This is a genomic window from Sorangium sp. So ce426 (genome assembly GCF_051475585.1).
GTDB lineage: Bacteria > Myxococcota_A > Polyangia > Polyangiales > Polyangiaceae > Sorangium > Sorangium cellulosum_B.
Genome location: NZ_CP150341.1, coordinates 3,544,269 through 3,560,769 on the forward strand (window position 1 = coordinate 3,544,269; position 16,501 = coordinate 3,560,769).

12 protein-coding genes are annotated in these 16,501 nt (G+C 69.9%); 7 read left to right on the top strand and 5 right to left on the bottom strand.

Translation table 11 applies throughout. From position 1 onward, the window contains the following. Positions 1-96: 96 nt before the first annotated feature. The 3 genes from WMF44_RS13515 to WMF44_RS13525 all read right to left on the bottom strand — a co-directional run bounded on the left by WMF44_RS13515 (position 97) and on the right by WMF44_RS13525 (position 3,285). Positions 97-1,125: a hypothetical protein gene (locus WMF44_RS13515; RefSeq protein WP_437299534.1), complete on the bottom strand. Its 1,029-nt coding sequence runs from the start codon at positions 1,123-1,125 to the stop codon at positions 97-99. 205 nt (positions 1,126-1,330) lie between these two features. After that, on the bottom strand, positions 1,331-1,828 hold the full coding sequence (locus WMF44_RS13520; RefSeq protein ID WP_437299535.1) for a hypothetical protein: 498 nt from the start codon (positions 1,826-1,828) through the stop codon (positions 1,331-1,333). A 554-nt stretch (positions 1,829-2,382) separates the two neighbouring features. Next, a complete protein-coding gene (locus tag WMF44_RS13525; RefSeq protein WP_437299536.1) occupies positions 2,383-3,285 on the bottom strand; it encodes a hypothetical protein in 903 nt (300 codons plus the stop codon). Between the two features lie 913 nt (positions 3,286-4,198). Between WMF44_RS13525 and WMF44_RS13530 the strand changes: the two genes are divergently transcribed. The 3 genes from WMF44_RS13530 (at position 4,199) to WMF44_RS13540 (ending at position 8,978) form a co-directional block, all read left to right on the top strand. Next, the gene (locus WMF44_RS13530) at positions 4,199-4,984 is read left to right on the top strand and encodes a hypothetical protein (RefSeq protein WP_437299537.1); all 786 of its coding nucleotides are present in this window, start codon (positions 4,199-4,201) and stop codon (positions 4,982-4,984) included. Between the two features lie 229 nt (positions 4,985-5,213). Continuing rightward, a complete protein-coding gene (locus WMF44_RS13535) occupies positions 5,214-8,291 on the top strand; it encodes a DEAD/DEAH box helicase (protein WP_437299538.1) in 3,078 nt (1,025 codons plus the stop codon). Positions 8,292-8,420: 129 nt separating this feature from the next. Further along, positions 8,421-8,978 carry a hypothetical protein gene (locus tag WMF44_RS13540; RefSeq protein WP_437299539.1) on the top strand — a complete coding sequence of 186 codons (558 nt, stop codon included), beginning with the start codon at positions 8,421-8,423 and terminating at the stop codon, positions 8,976-8,978. Between the two features lie 27 nt (positions 8,979-9,005). On the opposite strand, the gene WMF44_RS13545 is transcribed toward WMF44_RS13540, so the two are convergent. Beyond that, positions 9,006-9,359 carry a response regulator gene (locus WMF44_RS13545; RefSeq protein ID WP_012235137.1) on the bottom strand — a complete coding sequence of 118 codons (354 nt, stop codon included), beginning with the start codon at positions 9,357-9,359 and terminating at the stop codon, positions 9,006-9,008. Positions 9,360-9,368: 9 nt separating this feature from the next. Further along, complete coding sequence (locus WMF44_RS13550) at positions 9,369-10,880, bottom strand: PAS domain-containing sensor histidine kinase (RefSeq protein WP_437299540.1); 1,512 nt, start codon at positions 10,878-10,880, stop codon at positions 9,369-9,371. 268 nt (positions 10,881-11,148) lie between these two features. Here WMF44_RS13550 and WMF44_RS13555 point away from each other — a divergent pair, with 268 nt between their 5' ends. From WMF44_RS13555 to WMF44_RS13570, 4 genes are all read left to right on the top strand, one after another. Beyond that, positions 11,149-12,738, top strand: coding sequence for an SDR family NAD(P)-dependent oxidoreductase (locus WMF44_RS13555; RefSeq protein WP_437299541.1), 1,590 nt, complete (start codon positions 11,149-11,151; stop codon positions 12,736-12,738). Positions 12,739-13,336: 598 nt separating this feature from the next. Next, positions 13,337-15,007 carry a cyclic peptide export ABC transporter gene (locus tag WMF44_RS13560; protein ID WP_437299542.1) on the top strand — a complete coding sequence of 557 codons (1,671 nt, stop codon included), beginning with the start codon at positions 13,337-13,339 and terminating at the stop codon, positions 15,005-15,007. 26 nt (positions 15,008-15,033) lie between these two features. After that, positions 15,034-15,246 (top strand): MbtH family protein, encoded by a 213-nt coding sequence (locus tag WMF44_RS13565; RefSeq protein ID WP_437299543.1) that lies wholly within the window; start codon positions 15,034-15,036, stop codon positions 15,244-15,246. Positions 15,247-15,386: 140 nt separating this feature from the next. Beyond that, the gene (locus WMF44_RS13570) at positions 15,387-16,493 is read left to right on the top strand and encodes a TauD/TfdA family dioxygenase (protein WP_437299544.1); all 1,107 of its coding nucleotides are present in this window, start codon (positions 15,387-15,389) and stop codon (positions 16,491-16,493) included. The last annotated feature ends 8 nt before the right edge of the window (positions 16,494-16,501 follow it).

The following is a 16,501-nucleotide window of genomic DNA, read 5'->3' on the forward strand; positions in this document are numbered from 1 at the left end:
CGGGCGTGGGAAGGCTCTGCGGATGTGTTTTTGCGTGACGGTGACCCCATCTCTGTTCCCCCCTCGAGCGTGGCGACGGCGTCGTCGCGAAGCTTGTCAATGCGCTGCCTCGGCACCCCGAGGGAGGGCAGCGCGACGCGCGGGCGCCTCGCTCCGCGGATCGAGATGCACGTCGAGACGGAAGCCCACGAGCCCGCCGTAGGCCGGCGGGGTCCAGAGCACACCTTCCTGGCTCTCGACGCGGAACTCCGAGAGGCGCAGCACGATGTCGCCATAGAACTGGATGGCGAGCCGATCGGTGATCGGGATCTCGACGCCCGCGCGCGGCCCTGTGGCGAGCCAGAGCGACGAGGTGTCGATGATCCTGGCGCCGGTGCTGGAGGTGGTCACGATCCCGACCGACGCGACGGCACAAGCGAAGAGGTGACGGCGCTGCGAACACGGCATCACGTTCGCCGCCGCGAGCCAGGTCGAGATGCTCGTCGCCTCGTCGAGCTGAACCGTGACCGGCAATTGAACGTGGCCTTCCACGCCGAGGGTGAAGGATGGATAACGGAGCGCGACGTGGAGCGCCGTCCCGGCGGTCGTCTCCTGCAGGGTTCCGAACACAGCGGACCCCGCAAGGCCGACCCTGACGTCGGGCCACGCCCGCCGCGCGGGCGCGGCGGCAAGGGCGTCGGGCGGGGGCGGGGCAGGGGAGGGCGGCGGGGGGGGAGGGGCGGGCGGGGGGGGAGGGGCGGGCGGGGCGGGCGGCACGTGGAGGCTCGGATCGAGCGCGACGCGGAGCGAGAGCGCCATGTTCATGACAAGCTCTTTGCAGTCGTCGTGATAGACGACCAGGTGCCGGGACCATGCGATGGATCCATCCGCGTCGTAGAGATCCATGGTGGCGTGTATCTCCCTCCCTGGACCGCGGAAGACAAGGGCTTTGGCCTGCGCGGCCGCCTCGGGCTCCACCGGGTCATAGCCGAGCTGCCTGGCCATCTCCTCGCGCAGGAGCCCCTCGCCCGGGCAGCGCTCGGCCCCCGGCGCGCGCCGGTACTCGAGCTGCACCGCGGCGCGGGGCGGCGCGGCGCCGGCGCGCCAGGGCGACAGCAGGGCCGTGGCCGCGGCGACGAGCCACAACGGCGCTCGGACGCTGGTTCCGCCCGCCCGAAGTCCGGCCAGGGATCGCCGGCGCGCGGAGCCGGGTCGGTCCCGCGTTGCCGCGTCAGCCCCGGTGTCTCTTGCTGATGCTGCTGACATGGTGCTCATCGCGGCGTGGTGACCGCTTGTTCAGGCCAGGTGTCATCGGCCGCGTTCCCGTCCAGGGAGCGGCCAGGGTGACCGCTCAGAAGGCATCCACGGGGAGCACGAGCCCCACGCCGACCACGCCGGAGAGCGGAGGGACCCGCCATACCTCTCTGTTGTTCACCCAGAGGGACGGACGGCTGTGGTTCGTGTGCAGCTCGCCGAACCCGCGCAGGAACAGCTGCTCGGAGAAGCGCCAGTCGCCCGCGACCCGCAGGCCGACCGAGCTGACCCACGGCTGGCGCGCTCGAATGCTGACGCCGGGGTCGCTCGTGATCCGCAGCTCGCCGGCGTCGAAGACGGCGCACACCGACAGCACCCCGCGATGACCGCAGATGTCGAGCGTCGGCATCGCGAGGCTCGCATGGACAAGGACGCCGTCCGCGAAGGTGTCCGCCAGGGAGGTGAACATCCGCGCCTCGACGCCGATCGACAGGCTGGGCCAGCGGAACGCCGTGGCGAAAGATGCCCCTCCGCCGAGCGCGGGCAGGAGGCCCACCGCGAGCAGCGGTGACGCGGAGATCTCGCCGCGGAACATGTGGTCGTCCTCCTGAGTCTCCCGTCCCGATTCAGACCGAGGCGTATCCGCGTGCACCGGGGTCGTCGCCATCAAGACAACGAGCACGGCGGCACAACCGGCGCGTCGCATCGGCGTCCCGGCTAGGGCGGGATCGGTGCGGTACGGAGCGGAGTGGACACCTCGACCCGATGCACGCCGCTGTCTCCCGTCCGGCCGCAACACCCCGCCATGTGGCCCCCCTCTTCAACGTCTCCGGCGCCCGTAGGACAGTGCACCTCTGCCGCGTGACGGAGGCCGGCTCGACGTCGCCGCTCCCACGTCGTGATCCTGTAGATACTGACTTTGGAGCGCACGTAAAGGCTTTTGTGTGCGCTCTCGAGCGCGCGGGTCGCATTGCATTTTGGCTCGTCGATTTCTCCCTACCGAGAGATTTTTCCGTCATGCCCACGGATCCATCTACTTGGCGCCTTTGCCCGACATCACAGGTTCTGGTCAAGCCCGACCGTGGTTCAGGAGAAGCCCGAATCGTGTGGCTCGGGCGGCGCTGCGCCGCCCATCGCGGCGCGTGGCCGTCACCCGTTCTCGCCTGGACGTGTTTGGCAGCAAAACGTGCTCGGACCGGTGCGGACGATCTCGCCTCGCAGCTCTCCGCCGCTCGGCTCGCAGCTTCCGGGCTGGTTGACCTGCCAGACAGCCATCATGCTCTTGGGCGTTTCCCCGGGCTTGGCGGCGACGCAGCCCGGGGCATCGCTCGAAGCGGTACCGGCGGTGATCAGCTCGCCGCACGCGCCGTCCCGGAAGGAAAGGAGCGCCAGGGAACACTCGCTGCCTGTCGGAGGACCGCACTCGCACGGCGTGCAGTGGCGTTCGTCCCTCATGCCGTCGTAGAGGACGACGTCCTCCGGATAATCTTCCGGGCAGGTCACCTCGCCCTCGCCGAGGTACATGATGCACCGAGCGAAGGCGTCTTCCTGATCGGGTGACTCGCACGTCGTCGACGGAGGCGCGCACGTGGGTTCCTTGGGGGTGCCTCCGCACGCCACGCCGGAGCGATACCACCGCAAGTTGAACTGTGGCACCGGGGGGGGCTCGACGCTGGCCTCGCAAGGCGTCACCCGGGTCGCGCCGAGGACGATCGATTGATGATCGTTCGCCAGGGCGCCGCTGGGCACGACGCAGGTGCCGTTCAGCATGTCCCGGGGCTCATGCACCGAGACCGGCGAGCCATCGCACTTCAGCGAGGCGGCCGTCCTGAGATCGGCGGGCAAGGCGCAGGCTGGCTCGCCGCACCGACATGGGCTGCACCCGAAGGGGAAGTCAGCGGTCTCGTACCCCCTGTACACCCTGGTCGGGGCGCTGCCGGGGCAGTTCGGCTCGTCCACGGTTCTGCCGACCCAGAGCAGCGCCGGGCCATAGAAGCCCTCCGGAGCCGGCTCGCCACACTGGTCGCCGCTGCACGTGTCGTCGCATGCCAAGGTGCACGCGTCGCGGTCAGGCTGGTTTCTACACACTTTCGCGCACATTCGACATTCCGCTATGCAATCCCAGCGTTCGGGCCCGTAGGGCTCTCTTTCACATTGATCCACGCACGTCCCGCATTCCGCTAGACATGCGTCCTGGTTGAGCACGTTCTCACACTCGGTGTCGCATGTCTCGTAAGTTATTTCGGTGTAGATTGGGGTGCACGCGGTGAACAGCAGCGCAAGGGCGAGAGAGGTAGTCTTCATAGACCTCCTGTCGGGAAGAGTTCGCAGCCCGCTTTACTACAGACGCGCCCGTTTCAAGCGAAGATGGGCGGGGTTGCGCCAGGAATGACCCTCTCTCGACGCATTGCGATCAGCGCCGAGAAATTCCAAGAAAACGCCAACGGCGGCGATTTTTGTCGGCGGAGCCCGGGCTTGATAGCAGCGAGGCACCTCGTGAAATGAAGACACGCTGGGCCACGTAAGCGCTCGGTGTCGGGGTGCACCCTCGACCCAACTCCTGGGTGACCGAGCGCGCTCCTGCGCAACCCTGCGCGACCGAGCGCAGGCCGCGGCGCTCAGGCGCGAGCCAAGGCGACCGGGCGCACCGCGTCGGAGGGGGTCGGTCGGGCTCGGATGCGCCGCGCCCGATCGCAGGAAAGCGAGCCGCGTGGCCCCAGGCGGCGTGCTGGGACCGGGCTCAGACGCTTGAATCACGCGTCGCACGCGTCGCACGCGTCGCACGCGTCGCACGCGTCGCACGCGTCGCACGCGTCGCACGCGTCACAGGCGACGCCTGCGACGCACGCGTCGAAAGCGCTCGCGGGGCGTGCGCTTGCTGCGTTAGGCTTCGATCCTGATGAGTGGGGATCCACCCGATAGCGAGCGCGGGCTGCATCAGGCCGGGCTCCGTCCTCAGGATGAGATGGGCTCGCGGGGGGCGGCGAGCGGCGCGCCGGTCCCCTCGGCGACCGTCTCGCTCTCCTCCGGGCGGCGCTACGAGATGGAGGTGACGCCGGCGGGCGATCGGCTCGTCGTCCGCGGAAGGACGGGTGAGATCATCCTGCAGATGGACATCACCGACGCCGGTCCGGTGCTGTCGTTCGCGGCGCCCGACGGCGAGCGCGCCGGCTCACGGCGAGGCGGCCGGGGGAGCGCCTCCTCCGCGCCGCCGCGGCGCGCGGCCTCGCCGCCGCAGTCCGTGATCGTCCCCACGTCGAGCGGAAAACGCCCCCCCTCGGAGGGCGAGGCCGACGAGACCGTCGAGGTGCCGCGGGCCCTGCCGCTGCCCTCGATCAAGCTCCCGCCGGAGGCCGAGCCGCTGGAGCTCGATGGCGGCAACGCGCGGTCGGGGGTCACCCTCCGGCGATCTCCCGGCGAGCTCGACGCGAGCGGCGCCGCGCCTGCCGCGCCGGCGCTGGCGACGCCGAGCGGTGCGGCCCCTGCGCCCGCCGCGCGGAGCGACCTTCCGGGCGCGCGGAGCGCGCTGCCCTCGCTCAGCCTTCAGCAGTACGCGGTCCTCTGCGCCGAGTCGTCGATCGGGGCGGCCTCGTCGTTCGACCAGGCGCTCCTGCGCCACGGCATCGCCGACCGCGACCTGTGGAAGGCCGTCGATCGCAGCTGGCAGGATCGGCTCGAGCGCGAGCCGATCCTCACGTTGCGCTGGATGGAGCTCACGACGCGCTACCGTGAGCACCTGACGCGTCGGTGAAGCTCGCGACGTGATGCCGCGCGGATACCTGCTACAGCAGCGCCCCGCTCATGCCGGGCAAGCTCCCGGAACCTGGAAGGCGAGGCAGCAGAAGAAGCGGAAGAAGACGAAGAAGACGGCTGAACCCCTTTCCGTCATCTTCGTCTTTCTGTGAACATCCCAAGAAGTCGCGCTGGTCCCGGGAGAGCGCGCGAGCTCCCGCGGCCAGCCGTCGGTGTCTGGAGTCTCAGTGCAGGGTCTTCTCGAAGCCATCAGGAAAGCCTGTCTTCCAGGCCTCTGGTCCCAGGGCGTCAAGCTCGCCCGTGAGGGCGCTGCCTTCGGACGGGAGGATCGCGGCGATGCCATCGTGGTCCGCGTCAAGGCGGCCGGGCAGCCCGTTGCACCAACCGTCACCCTCTACCCAGCGGACGCCGAGTGGACGTGCGACTGCGGTGGAAAAATCGACCCCTGCGCGCACGCTGTCGCGGCGACGCTGTCGCTCTCGCAACCGGTCGCGCAGGGCCAGCCGGCCGCGCAGGGCCAGCCGGCGGCGCAGGGCCAGCCGGCGGCGCAAGGGCAGCCGGCCGCGCAAGGCGGCGCGACCGCCGCGGCTACGCCGCCGGCGCGGCTGCGGTACCGGCTCCGGCGCAAGGGGCTCGTGCTCGCGCTCGAGCGGATGATCGTGCACGCGAGCGGCGCCGAGGAGCCGCTCCGGATCTCGCTCGCCAGCCTCGCTGGCCGCGCCGTGCGGGCCCCAGCGAGCCCGGAGCGGCCGGGGCCGAGGCTGCCCGAGCTCTACCCGACGCACGAGGACCTGGCGATCGACCGCCTCGTGGGCACGAAGCAGCACGGCTACTTCCCCTCGGATCGCCAGCCCGAGCTCTTCGCGGCGCTTTCGGGCGTCGCCGACGTGGAGCTCGACGGCGCGCCCGTGCGCGTCTCCAGCGAGGCGATCGGCCCTCGCGCGGCGGTGCGCGATCACGACGATGGCGCGGCGCTCGTCGTGGAGCGGGACCCGCGCGTCGACGAGGTGATCGCGTCGGGCGTCGTGCGGTGCGGCGGCACGCTGCACCTGCTCCGGGAGATGGACCTCACGGGGCCGAAGCTCGAGCGGCTGCCGCTCCGTCGGGTGTTCCCGCGGGGGGACCTCGGCAAGCTGGTGACCGACGTCCTGCCGGAGCTGACCAAGCGCGTCCCGGTCACGATCCAGAGCCAGCGCTTGCCGCGCGCGGGCGGCGCGTCCCGGCCGCGGATCCTCCTGGAGCTCAGCCAGAAGGAGCACACGCTCTCCGTCGTGCCCAGCCTCGTGTACGGCGATCCGCCGGAGGCGCGCATCGAGAACGGCCGGCTCGTGCACCTGTCCGGCGCCGTGCCCGTCCGCGACGAGCCCGCGGAGCGCATGTTGCTGATCCGGCTGCGCGACGAGCTCCACCTCATCCCGGGCCGCCGGGTCGACTTCGACGGCGTCGAGGCGATCCGCTTCGCCTCGCGCCTCGAGTCGTGGGACGCCCGCGCCTTCGCCGACGCGCGCGGCGAGATCTTCGGCAAGGCCGCGCTCGTGCCGCGCTTCGTCATCCAGGATCGGGCCTTCGACGTCGAGTTCGAGCTCTCGGCGGGGCGCGACGACGGCGCGGGCGACGAAGGCGACGGCGCCGGCGCGCCCCCGAAGCGCGCGGACGCGACGGCCGTGATCCGCGCGTGGCAGGACGGCCTGCCGCTCGTGCCGCTCCTCGGCGGCGGGTGGGCGCCGCTGCCCTCGGAGTGGCTCGACAAGTACGGCGCGCGCGTCGCCGATCTGCTCGCGGCGCGGCGCGAAGACAAGGAGGTGCCGCCCGCGGCGCTCCCGGCGCTGGCCGCGCTGTGCGACGAGATCGAGTACCCGCGCCCGTCGGGCTTCGACAAGCTCATGCCGCTGCTTGACGGCTTCGCGTCGCTCCCGGAGGCGCCGCTGCCCTCCGACCTGACCGCGACGCTGCGCCCCTACCAGCGGCGCGGCGTCGACTGGCTGTCGTTCCTGCGCGACGCCGGCCTCGGCGCGGTGCTCGCCGACGACATGGGGCTCGGCAAGACGCTGCAGACGCTCTGCTCGCTGCGCGGGCGGACGCTCGTCGTGTGCCCGCGCAGCGTCGTCCACAACTGGGCCGACGAGATCCGGCGCTTCCGCCCGGGCCTCCGGTTCGCAATCTACCACGGCACGCGGCGCGCCCTCGATCCTGCGGCCGACGTCACGCTGACGACCTACGCCGTGCTCCGCAACGACGCCGAGCTGCTCGCGGCGCAGGCCTGGGAGGCCGTGGTGCTCGACGAGGCGCAGGCGATCAAGAACCCGGACAGCCAGGCGGCGCGGGCGGCGTTCGCGCTCCGCGCCGAGCTGCGCGTGGCGCTGAGCGGCACGCCGGTCGAGAACCGGCTCGAGGAGCTCTGGAGCCTGCTCCACTTCACGAACCGCGGCCTCCTCGGCGGGCGGAGCGCCTTTCAGGAGCGCTACGGCCGGCCGATCGCCGAGGGCGTGCAGGGCGCCGCGGCCGAGCTGCGGCAGAAGATCCGCCCCTTCGTGCTGCGGCGGCTGAAGGGCGAGGTCGCGCCGGAGCTGCCGCCGCGATCGGAGATGGTGCTCTACTGCGAGCTCGAGGAGGCAGAGCGCGAGCTCTACGACGCGGTGCGCGCGGCCACCCGCAAGGACGTGGTGGAGAAGCTCGCGGAGGGGGCGAGCGTCATGGCGGCGCTGGAGGCGCTGCTCCGCCTGCGCCAGGCGGCCTGCCATCCGGCGCTGATCCCTGGATCGAGCGCCGGCGGCGCGGCGCCGGCGGCGCGGAGCGCGCCCTCCTCCAAGGTGACGCGGCTGATCGAGGCGCTCGAGGAGTGCGTCGCGGACGGCCACAAGGCGCTCGTGTTCTCGCAGTGGACCTCGCTGCTCGACCTCGTCGAGCCGCACCTCAACGCGGCGGGGATCCCGTGGAGCCGCCTCGACGGCGGGACGCGCGATCGCGCCGGGGTGGTCAACGAGTTCCAGTCGCCGGGCGGCCCGCCGGTGATGCTCATCTCGCTCAAGGCGGGCGGCACCGGCCTGAACCTGACCGCGGCGGATCACGTCTTCCTGCTCGATCCCTGGTGGAACCCGGCGGTCGAAGATCAGGCGGCCGATCGGGCCCACCGCATCGGACAGCACCGGCCTGTGATGGTCCACCGGCTCGTCGCCAAGGACACGGTGGAGGAGGGGATCCTCGCGCTGCAGGAGCGGAAGCGCGCGATCGCGGGCGCCGCGCTGGGCGAGGCGGACAGGGCGGCCTCGCTGACGCGGGAGGATCTGCTCGCGCTGCTGGGGTAGCGCACGCCGATCGCGGCCTTCCGCGCGGCGCTCCCCGTCGTGTCGTCGCTCGCGGGGCGGGCGCATCGCCGCGGCCTCCGGCGGTGCACGCGTTGCGCGGGTTGAGCCGCCATGGGATGAGCGGGTGTGATGCGAACGTTCATCCTCCCCCTCGCCGCGCTGCTGGCGCCGCTCGCTGCGTGCACCGTCAACGGCCCGCGCGAGCCGGCGCCCGAGCCGTCATCACCCGTGGAGCCTCAGGAGCCGCTGTCCACCGCGGCGCCGGGCGCGCCCGCGCCGCAGGCTTCTGCCACGGTCACCGCGACGCCCCAGGCGCCGGCCACGACGGCGCGGAGCGCGACCACCGCGCCCGGCGAGGAAGCGCTGTTCGGCACGTGGAGCTCCGCCGCGTGCGGTCCGCGCAAGTACGAGCGCCGGCTCTCCCTCGCGAAAGACGGCAGCTTCGTCGCCGAGGATCGCGTCTCTCCCTGCCCGCCGAACGTGGCGTGTGTCTGGTCGGGCATCGTCCATCGCAAGGGGGCGTTCAAGCGCGCCGACAGGACGCTCCTGCTCTCGGTCTCCGAAGGGTCGCAGGGGCCGGGCGCTCACCCGTTCCCGACCACGCTCACCCTCGATCCTTCGACGGGCGCCCTCGCCGAGACCGGAGAAGGCGGCGCTCCCTGCCCCTACGCGCCCGCCGGCAAGTAGCGTCCTCTGTGCGCGAGCGCACCGCTGTCAACACCCGCACGCCTTCTGGACCGCTCCAAGGAGCGCCTCGTAGCGGATCGGCTTCCTGAGCAACGGTGTTCCGGGCGGCGGGGACGTGATCGACGCGGCCGACAGGACCACGACCGGGATGCCCGCGAACCGCGCGTCGCGCCGCATCCGGTCGATCAACTCCACACCGTCCATGACGGGCATCAACAGGTCGACGAGCATCATATTCGGCCGCTCGCCGCGCTCGAGCAGCGCGAGCGCCTCCGCGCCGTTTCCAGCCGTCATGACGCTGTAAGCACCGTCTTCCTCCAGCGCATCGCGGAGCGAGATCTGAATATCCTCGTTGTCCTCCACCAACAGGATGTGCTTCATCGTGTCAGCTTAAGGAGATTTGGTCTCGGTGTCATCGAGGTTCCCACGTTGTCGAGGCAACTCCACGGTAAAGGTCGACCCGACGTCAGGTTCACTCGCGACGGACACCGTCCCACCCATGGCCCCGACGACCTGCCGCACGATCCACAGCCCGAGCCCGAGCCCGCCGTAGTGCCGCTCCGAGACCGCGCGCTCGAACTGGTTGAAGATGATGGCCTGCTGCTCGGGCGCGATGCCGATGCCCTGGTCCGTGATCGTGAGCCACGCGCGGACATCGCTTGACCACACGGTGATCGTGATCGGACGCCCGCGGCCGTACTTGAGCGCATTGGTGAGGAGGTTGTTCACCACCTGGTCGAGGCGCCTGCGATCCCAGCCTCCCGTGGCGTCGGCGGCGAGCTGGAGCGACATCGAGTTCCTGGCGAGGTCGTATTTGTGCTGATCGACCACCTCGCACACGACCTCCGCGAGGTCGACCTCCTGTATCTGAAGCTCGATCCGTCCAGCGGCGATGCGCGAGACGTCGAGCAGGTCGGAGACGAGCCGTTCCAGGCGATCGATCTGCCGCTCCACGACCGATAGCTTGATGACAAGGCGCTCGGGCGTGAGGCGGTCTGCGCGCGCGGCGCGCGCCGCGCGCAGCACGCTCTCCACCTCGGCGCGCAGCGGCGTGATCGGCGTCTTGAGCTCATGGGCCGCGACGGCGAGGAAGATCTCTCGCGCCCTCACCGCCTCTCGCGCCTGCTGGAGCATCACCTCGCGCTCCTCGGCCGCGATCTTCTGCTCCTGGATGTCGGTGCAGGTGCCGAACCACTTCACGATCCGCCGGGTCGTGTCGTGCAGGGGCAACCCGCGCACGAGGAACCAGCGGTAGACCCCGTCGCTGCGCCGGATCCGGTACTCGATCTCGTAGGCGTCTCCGCTGGCGAAGCTCTCCTTCCAGCGCGCCACGACCCGATCCGCGTCCTCGGGGTGGATGGCGGCCGTCCAGGCCGCGCCGCTGGGCAGACGCTCGCCGACGTACTCCGTGAAGCGCCGGTTGAAGTAGTCGAACTCCCCGTCCGGCGTCGCGGTCCATACGAGCTGCGGGATGGCCTCCGCGAGCGTCTCCCGCGTGTTCTCGTAGAGCGCCGAGAGCTGGCGGTTCAGCTCCTCCGTGCGGAGCTCGTGCTCGCGCGTGACGCGCGCCGCGCCCGCCAGCGCGACCACCTTGGGGAGCAGCGGAAAGAGCAGGATGGCGGTGCCGACGGAGGCGATCGCCGTGATGGCCCGGAGGGCCCCATCCAGCCAGTACAACGGCTGCCAGATGACCCACACATCCATGAAGTGCGTGAACCCACAGGCAACGATGAAGGTGCCGAACGCGAGGTACACCCACTGGAAGGGGATGTCCCGGATGCGCCGGACCAGATGGGCGAGGGTCAGGGAGATCGAGAGATAGGCGAAGCCGATCGCCAGGTTGGTGACGACCTGCAGCCAGACCATGCCCGGCTGCCAGAAGTAGCAATGGCCATGGGGCATGAATTCCGTCGCGAACAGACTGTGTGGCGACTCGAGCATAAGATCCTCTGCTGAAGTTTCCGAGGGCTCAGGGGGATGTGCGGGCGTAGTGTACAATCGTCAGCCGGCGAACAGGACGCGGCTTGCGCGGCTCGTCCGCGGGGCTCTGGGCGCGGAGCAGAGCAGAGCGGAGCGGCGCGATGCGGCGCGGTTCGAAGCGTGCCGGCAGGACCCGAGGCGCCGCCGCGGTTCGCGCGCGGTCTTCCGCGTGCTATGCACGCACGCTTCGATGAGTCCCGACCGCGAAGCCGCCGGCGCAGGCCGGCCGTTCACTGCCGCCGATCTCGACGCTTGCCTCAAGGTGCTGGAGGCCTTGGCCCTCGATCGCGCGCAGCTCGCCTCCATCAGCGCCGAGGACCGCCGCCGGCTCCTCCTGGCCGCCGGCCGCGTCTCGCGTCCCGAGCGCGCCGAGCAGCGAGAGCTCGCCCGGGCGTTCCGCAAGCGCGACCGGCACGCGCAGAAGTCCGCCGACGCCGCCCTGCTCGATGCGGTCGGCATCCGCGTCGCCCGTCGAGAGCCGGTGTTCCGCACGCCGGACGCGCTCGCTCCGGCCGCGCCCCCGCTGTCGTGGGCCGACCCCGCCGAGGAGCCCGCGTCGCCGCCCGAGGCCGCCGAGGAGCCCGGGCCGCCGGCCGAGCCGGGCGCTCCGGAGCTCGCGCGGCCGCGCAAGTGTTACGTCTGCAAGGCCGAGTTCCGCAAAGTCCACTTCTTCTACGACGCGATGTGCGCCGCGTGCGGCGACTTCAACTACCGCAAACGCAGCCAGACCGCGCCGCTCGACGGCCGCGTCGCGCTCGTCACGGGCGCGCGCGTCAAGATCGGTTATCAGGCGGCCATCATGCTCCTCCGCGCCGGCGCGCGGGTCATCGTCACGACCCGCTTCCCGCACGACGCCGCGCGCCGCTTCTCGGCAGAGCGCGACTTCGACGCCTGGGGATCACGGGTCGCGATCTACGGCCTCGATCTCCGGCACACGCCGAGCGTCGAGCTCTTCACGCGCCACCTCCTCCACACGCTCGACCGGCTCGATTTCATCATCAACAACGCCTGCCAGACCGTGCGGCGACCGCCGGGCTTCTACGGCCACCTCATCGAGGGCGAGACCGCGCCCGTCCGCTCCCTCCCGCAGGGCGCTCAACCCCCGCTCCGCGAGTACGACGCGCTCCGCGCGTGCGGCACGCTCCCCCTCGTCGCCGGCGCCGACCCCACCGCGGGCCTGCGCGAGCCCGCGTTGCTCTCCCAGATCCCGGCTCCGGGCGATGAGCGCATCGACGAGCTGCTCTTCCCCCAGGGGCGTTACGACGCCGATCTCCAGCAGGTCGATCTCCGGACGCTGAACAGCTGGCGGCTCACCCTCGCCGAGGTCCCGACCGTCGAGATGCTCGAGGTGCAGCTCGTCAACGCGGTCGCCCCCTTCGTCCTGAACTCCCGGCTGAAGCCGCTCATGATGCGACGGCCCACGTTCGACAGGCACATCGTCAACGTCTCGGCGATGGAGGGGCAGTTCTACCGCCGTTACAAGACGGACAGGCACCCTCACACCAACATGGCGAAAGCCGCGCTCAACATGATGACGCGCACGTCCGCGCCCGACTACGCGAAGGACGGCATCTTCATGAACAGCGTCGATACCGGGTGGGTCACCGACGAGGACCCCGCGGCGCTCGCCGCCCGCAAGCTGGAAGAGCACGGCTTCCACCCGCCGCTCGACATCGTCGACGGCGCCGCCCGCATCTGCGACCCCATCTTCTCCGGGCTGCTCAGCGGCCAGCACGCGTACGGGCAGTTCTTCAAAGACTACACGCCGACCGACTGGTAGCCGCTGCCGCGCGCGCGGGCGGGCGGGGCGGCCGTGGCGCGGCCGCCGGCGCGACCTACGCCGCTGCCGCGCGCACGCGGTGGCCTCGGCGCGAGACGTCGTTCGCGCAGCGGTTACCCGACAGGCGCGCCGCAGGACCGGCCCGCGCCGCGACGCACCCACCCCGTAGCCCGCGCCGCGACGCGCCCACCCTCGTGGCCCGCGCCGCGACGCACCCACCCTCGTTGGCCCGGCGACCGACGAACCCTCGCGGCCGCCGTCAAGCCCGGCCAGCACGGCGCCAGGCCGGGCAGCGCGTGGGCCAGACCACCGCGGTACACCCACGAGACATGCAGCGCGTCACCAAAAACTTGACAAGCGTCCAGAGAATGTGATACACGCCGCTGAGTTGAAGTTGAAAGTAATATTCAAGTTCATTCGGCTTGTGTAATAGAGCATGCCGGCGCACATGCTGCGCCGCGTCCGAGGCGACACCTCGCCGTGGTCGAAGGGAATGCCGGTTCGTGTAGGCGTGGTCACGACCCGGCGCAGCGAGCGCATGGAGATGGCGTTGGAAGCACAGGCGAAGCCCGGCGGAACAACGCCGAGACGACGGGACATGTGGCGAGGCGCGGCGCTGTTTGCCTTCCTGTTTCAGTCGTCGCGCTGGCTGATCCTGGCGGCCTTGATCACCAGCCTGGCCAGCGGCTTCTGCGGCGCAGCGGTGGTCGCCGTCATCAATGAAGCGCTGGCCGCAAACGCCGGCGCGATGCCTGCGCTGGGGTCGAGGTTCGCCTGGCTCAGCCTGCTCGTGCTGATCTTGCGCTGGCTTTCTCAATCCCTGTTCGTGCACCTGAGCCAGGGGACGCTCGCCCGGATGCGCGCGTACGTCAGCCGCCAGGTCGCCGACGCCCCCTTCCGGGATCTCGAGGTCCAGGGGGCAGCGCGCATCCTGGCGATCCTCACGGAGGACATCGGGACCCTCTCTCAGTTCTTCGTGACCATCCCCAACCTGGTCATGCATGGCGCCGTCGTGCTGGGCTCTCTGGTCTATCTGTGCGTCCTCTCATGGCAGGTGTTCCTCTTCGCGGCGACCATGGTGTTCCTGGGCTCGCTCGGGTACCACCTCGCGCACACGAGGGCCATCGGCCATCTGCGCGCCTCACGCAAGCACGAGGACGAGCTCTTTCATCACTTCCGGGCCCTGTTCGACGGGGCCAAGGAGCTCAAGCTCCACAGGCCGCGAAAGCAGGCCTTCCTCTCCGAGCTGCTGAACGACAGCATCGAGCGGGTGCGCGCGCAGCGCGCCAGAGGGATGACGATCTACGTCGCCGCGGAGAGCTGGGGCAGCTCTCTGTTCTTCGTCTTCATCGGCGCGGTTCTATTCATCCTTGGCCGCCTCTTCGCGGTCGATGCCCACGTGATGTCCGGCTATGCCCTGGTGTTCCTGTACATGATGCTGCCCATGGAGGCCGTGCTCCAGGCGATCCCGAACCTCAGCAGGGCTCACATCGCGCTCGAGCGCGTTCATCAGCTCACCGGAAGCCTGCCTGACGGGAAGACGCCGGCGCACGCCCCTCCGCCGCGTCCGGTCGAGAGATTGTGCCTGCGCCGGGTCACGCACAGCTACTACGTGGAGAGGGAGGACCGGTCGTTCTTGCTGGGGCCGATCGACATCGAGCTCCGCCCCGGGGAGATTGTCTTCCTCATCGGCGGCAACGGGAGCGGCAAGACGACGCTCGCGAAGCTCCTCGTCGGCCTCTATGCCCCGGAGGGCGGGGAGATCCTGTTGAACGGTGAGCCGGTCACCGAGGAGACGCGCGACGCGTACCGGCAGCACTTCTCCGCGGTCTTCTCGGACTTCTACCTGTTCGAGAGCCTGATCGGCCTGGAGCGGGCTCAGCTCGACGAGCGTGCCCGAGCGCTCCTCGTCGAGCTGGAGCTCGACCACAAGGTGAAGGTCGTCGATGGCGTCGTCTCCACGACGAAGCTGTCGCAGGGCCAACGGAAGCGTCTGGCGCTCCTGATCTCCTACCTGGAGGACCGTCCCTTCTATGTGTTCGACGAATGGGCGGCCGATCAGGACCCGGCCTACAAGGAGGTATTCTACAAACGACTTTTGCCCGAGCTGAAAGCCAGGGGAAAGACCGTGATCGCGATCACCCACGACGATCGCTACTTTCACCTGGCTGACCGCTGCATCAAGCTGGAGTTCGGCAGGCTCGTCCCGCGCGCCGACGGAGACACGCTGCACGCCGGCGAACGGGCGCGAGCCTTCATGAGCGCCTGACGCGACACCTAAGAAGAGGGATGGCGATGAGCTGGGATAGCGAAGATACGATTTTCAAGGTGGTCGTCAATCACGAGGAGCAGTACTCGATCTGGCCAGATTACCTCGACGTTCCGAAGGGTTGGACGGAGGTGGGCAAGACCGGGAAGAAGCAGGAGTGCCTGGAGTACGTCAAGGAGCACTGGACGGACATGCGACCTCTCAGCCTGCGCAAGCACATGGATCGAGCGCAGCAGTAGTGCGGCGAGCGGCTCGTGGGTCCGCCGGCTGCACGCGTCGGACCCGCGGCCCAGATCGGCTTGAACGAGGCTCTTGAACGGCGCGGAGACGAGACCGAATCTCCGCGTCTGTTAGGTATCTCGATGGATCGCGCGCGCTCGTGCTCGTCGCGCGGTGGTCGTGGTGTGCGCAGGCGCTGGAGCGCGTTGCTCGCGGGGCTGCGCGGAGTGTTCTTGATGCGCGGCGGTCGCGCGAGGAGCTTGTGATGAACACGGTTCAGGCGGAAGATCTCACCGGCGAGTCGCTCAGGAACCGGTCGTCGACACCGTATGGTCGACTGCCGCTCGTGGTGTCGCCGGCTCGCGGCGGTGAGGGCATCATGAAGGTCTTCCCGGCGCTTCGGGAGCAGGTCGAGCGGAGCTTGGCCGAGCACGGGGGTATCCTCTTCCGAGGCTTCCAGGTCGATGACGTCGCTGGCTTCCGCGAGTTCTGCGCGGCCTTCGGGCATCCGCTGCTTGGCTATGAGTTCGGATCGACGCCGCGCACGAAGATCACGGAGGGCGTCTACTCGTCGACGGAGTACCCTGCACACCAGCACATCCCACTGCACAATGAGCAGTCGTATAGCCGTGAGTGGCCGCTGAAGATCTGGTTCTATTGTGCCGTGGCGCCCGGTGAAGGCGGAGAGACGCCCATCGCGGACAGCCGCGAGGTGTACCGGCGCGTGGATCGACGCATTCGCGAGCGCTTCGTGGAGCATGGGCTCATGTACGTGCGGAACTTCGGCAACGGCCTCGATGTGCCCTGGCCGCAGGTGTTCAACACGGACAGCCGCGATGCGGTGGACGAGTTCTGCCGCCGTCATGGGATCGCCTGTGAGTGGAAGGACGACGGCGAGCTTCGGACACGACAGATATGCCAGGCCGTCGCTCGCCATCCTGGGACCGGAGACATGGTGTGGTTCAATCAAGCCCACCTGTTTCATATCTCCGGTCTGGAGCCCGAGGTGCGTGAGGCGCTCCTCGACGCCGTCGGCGAGGACGAGCTCCCACGCAACGTGTATTACGGAGATGGAGAGCCGATCGAAGACTCCATTCTGGACGAGGTCCGCGGTGTGCTGGGTGAGCTGCAGGTCGCCTTCCCGTGGGAGACGGGGGATATCATGATGCTCGACAACATGCTCGCCGCGCACGCGCGCAACCCGTTCAAGGGGGCGCGCAGGGTGATCGCAGCGATGGCCCAGGGGTACTCGGAAGACCGGGGTTGAGAGAAGAC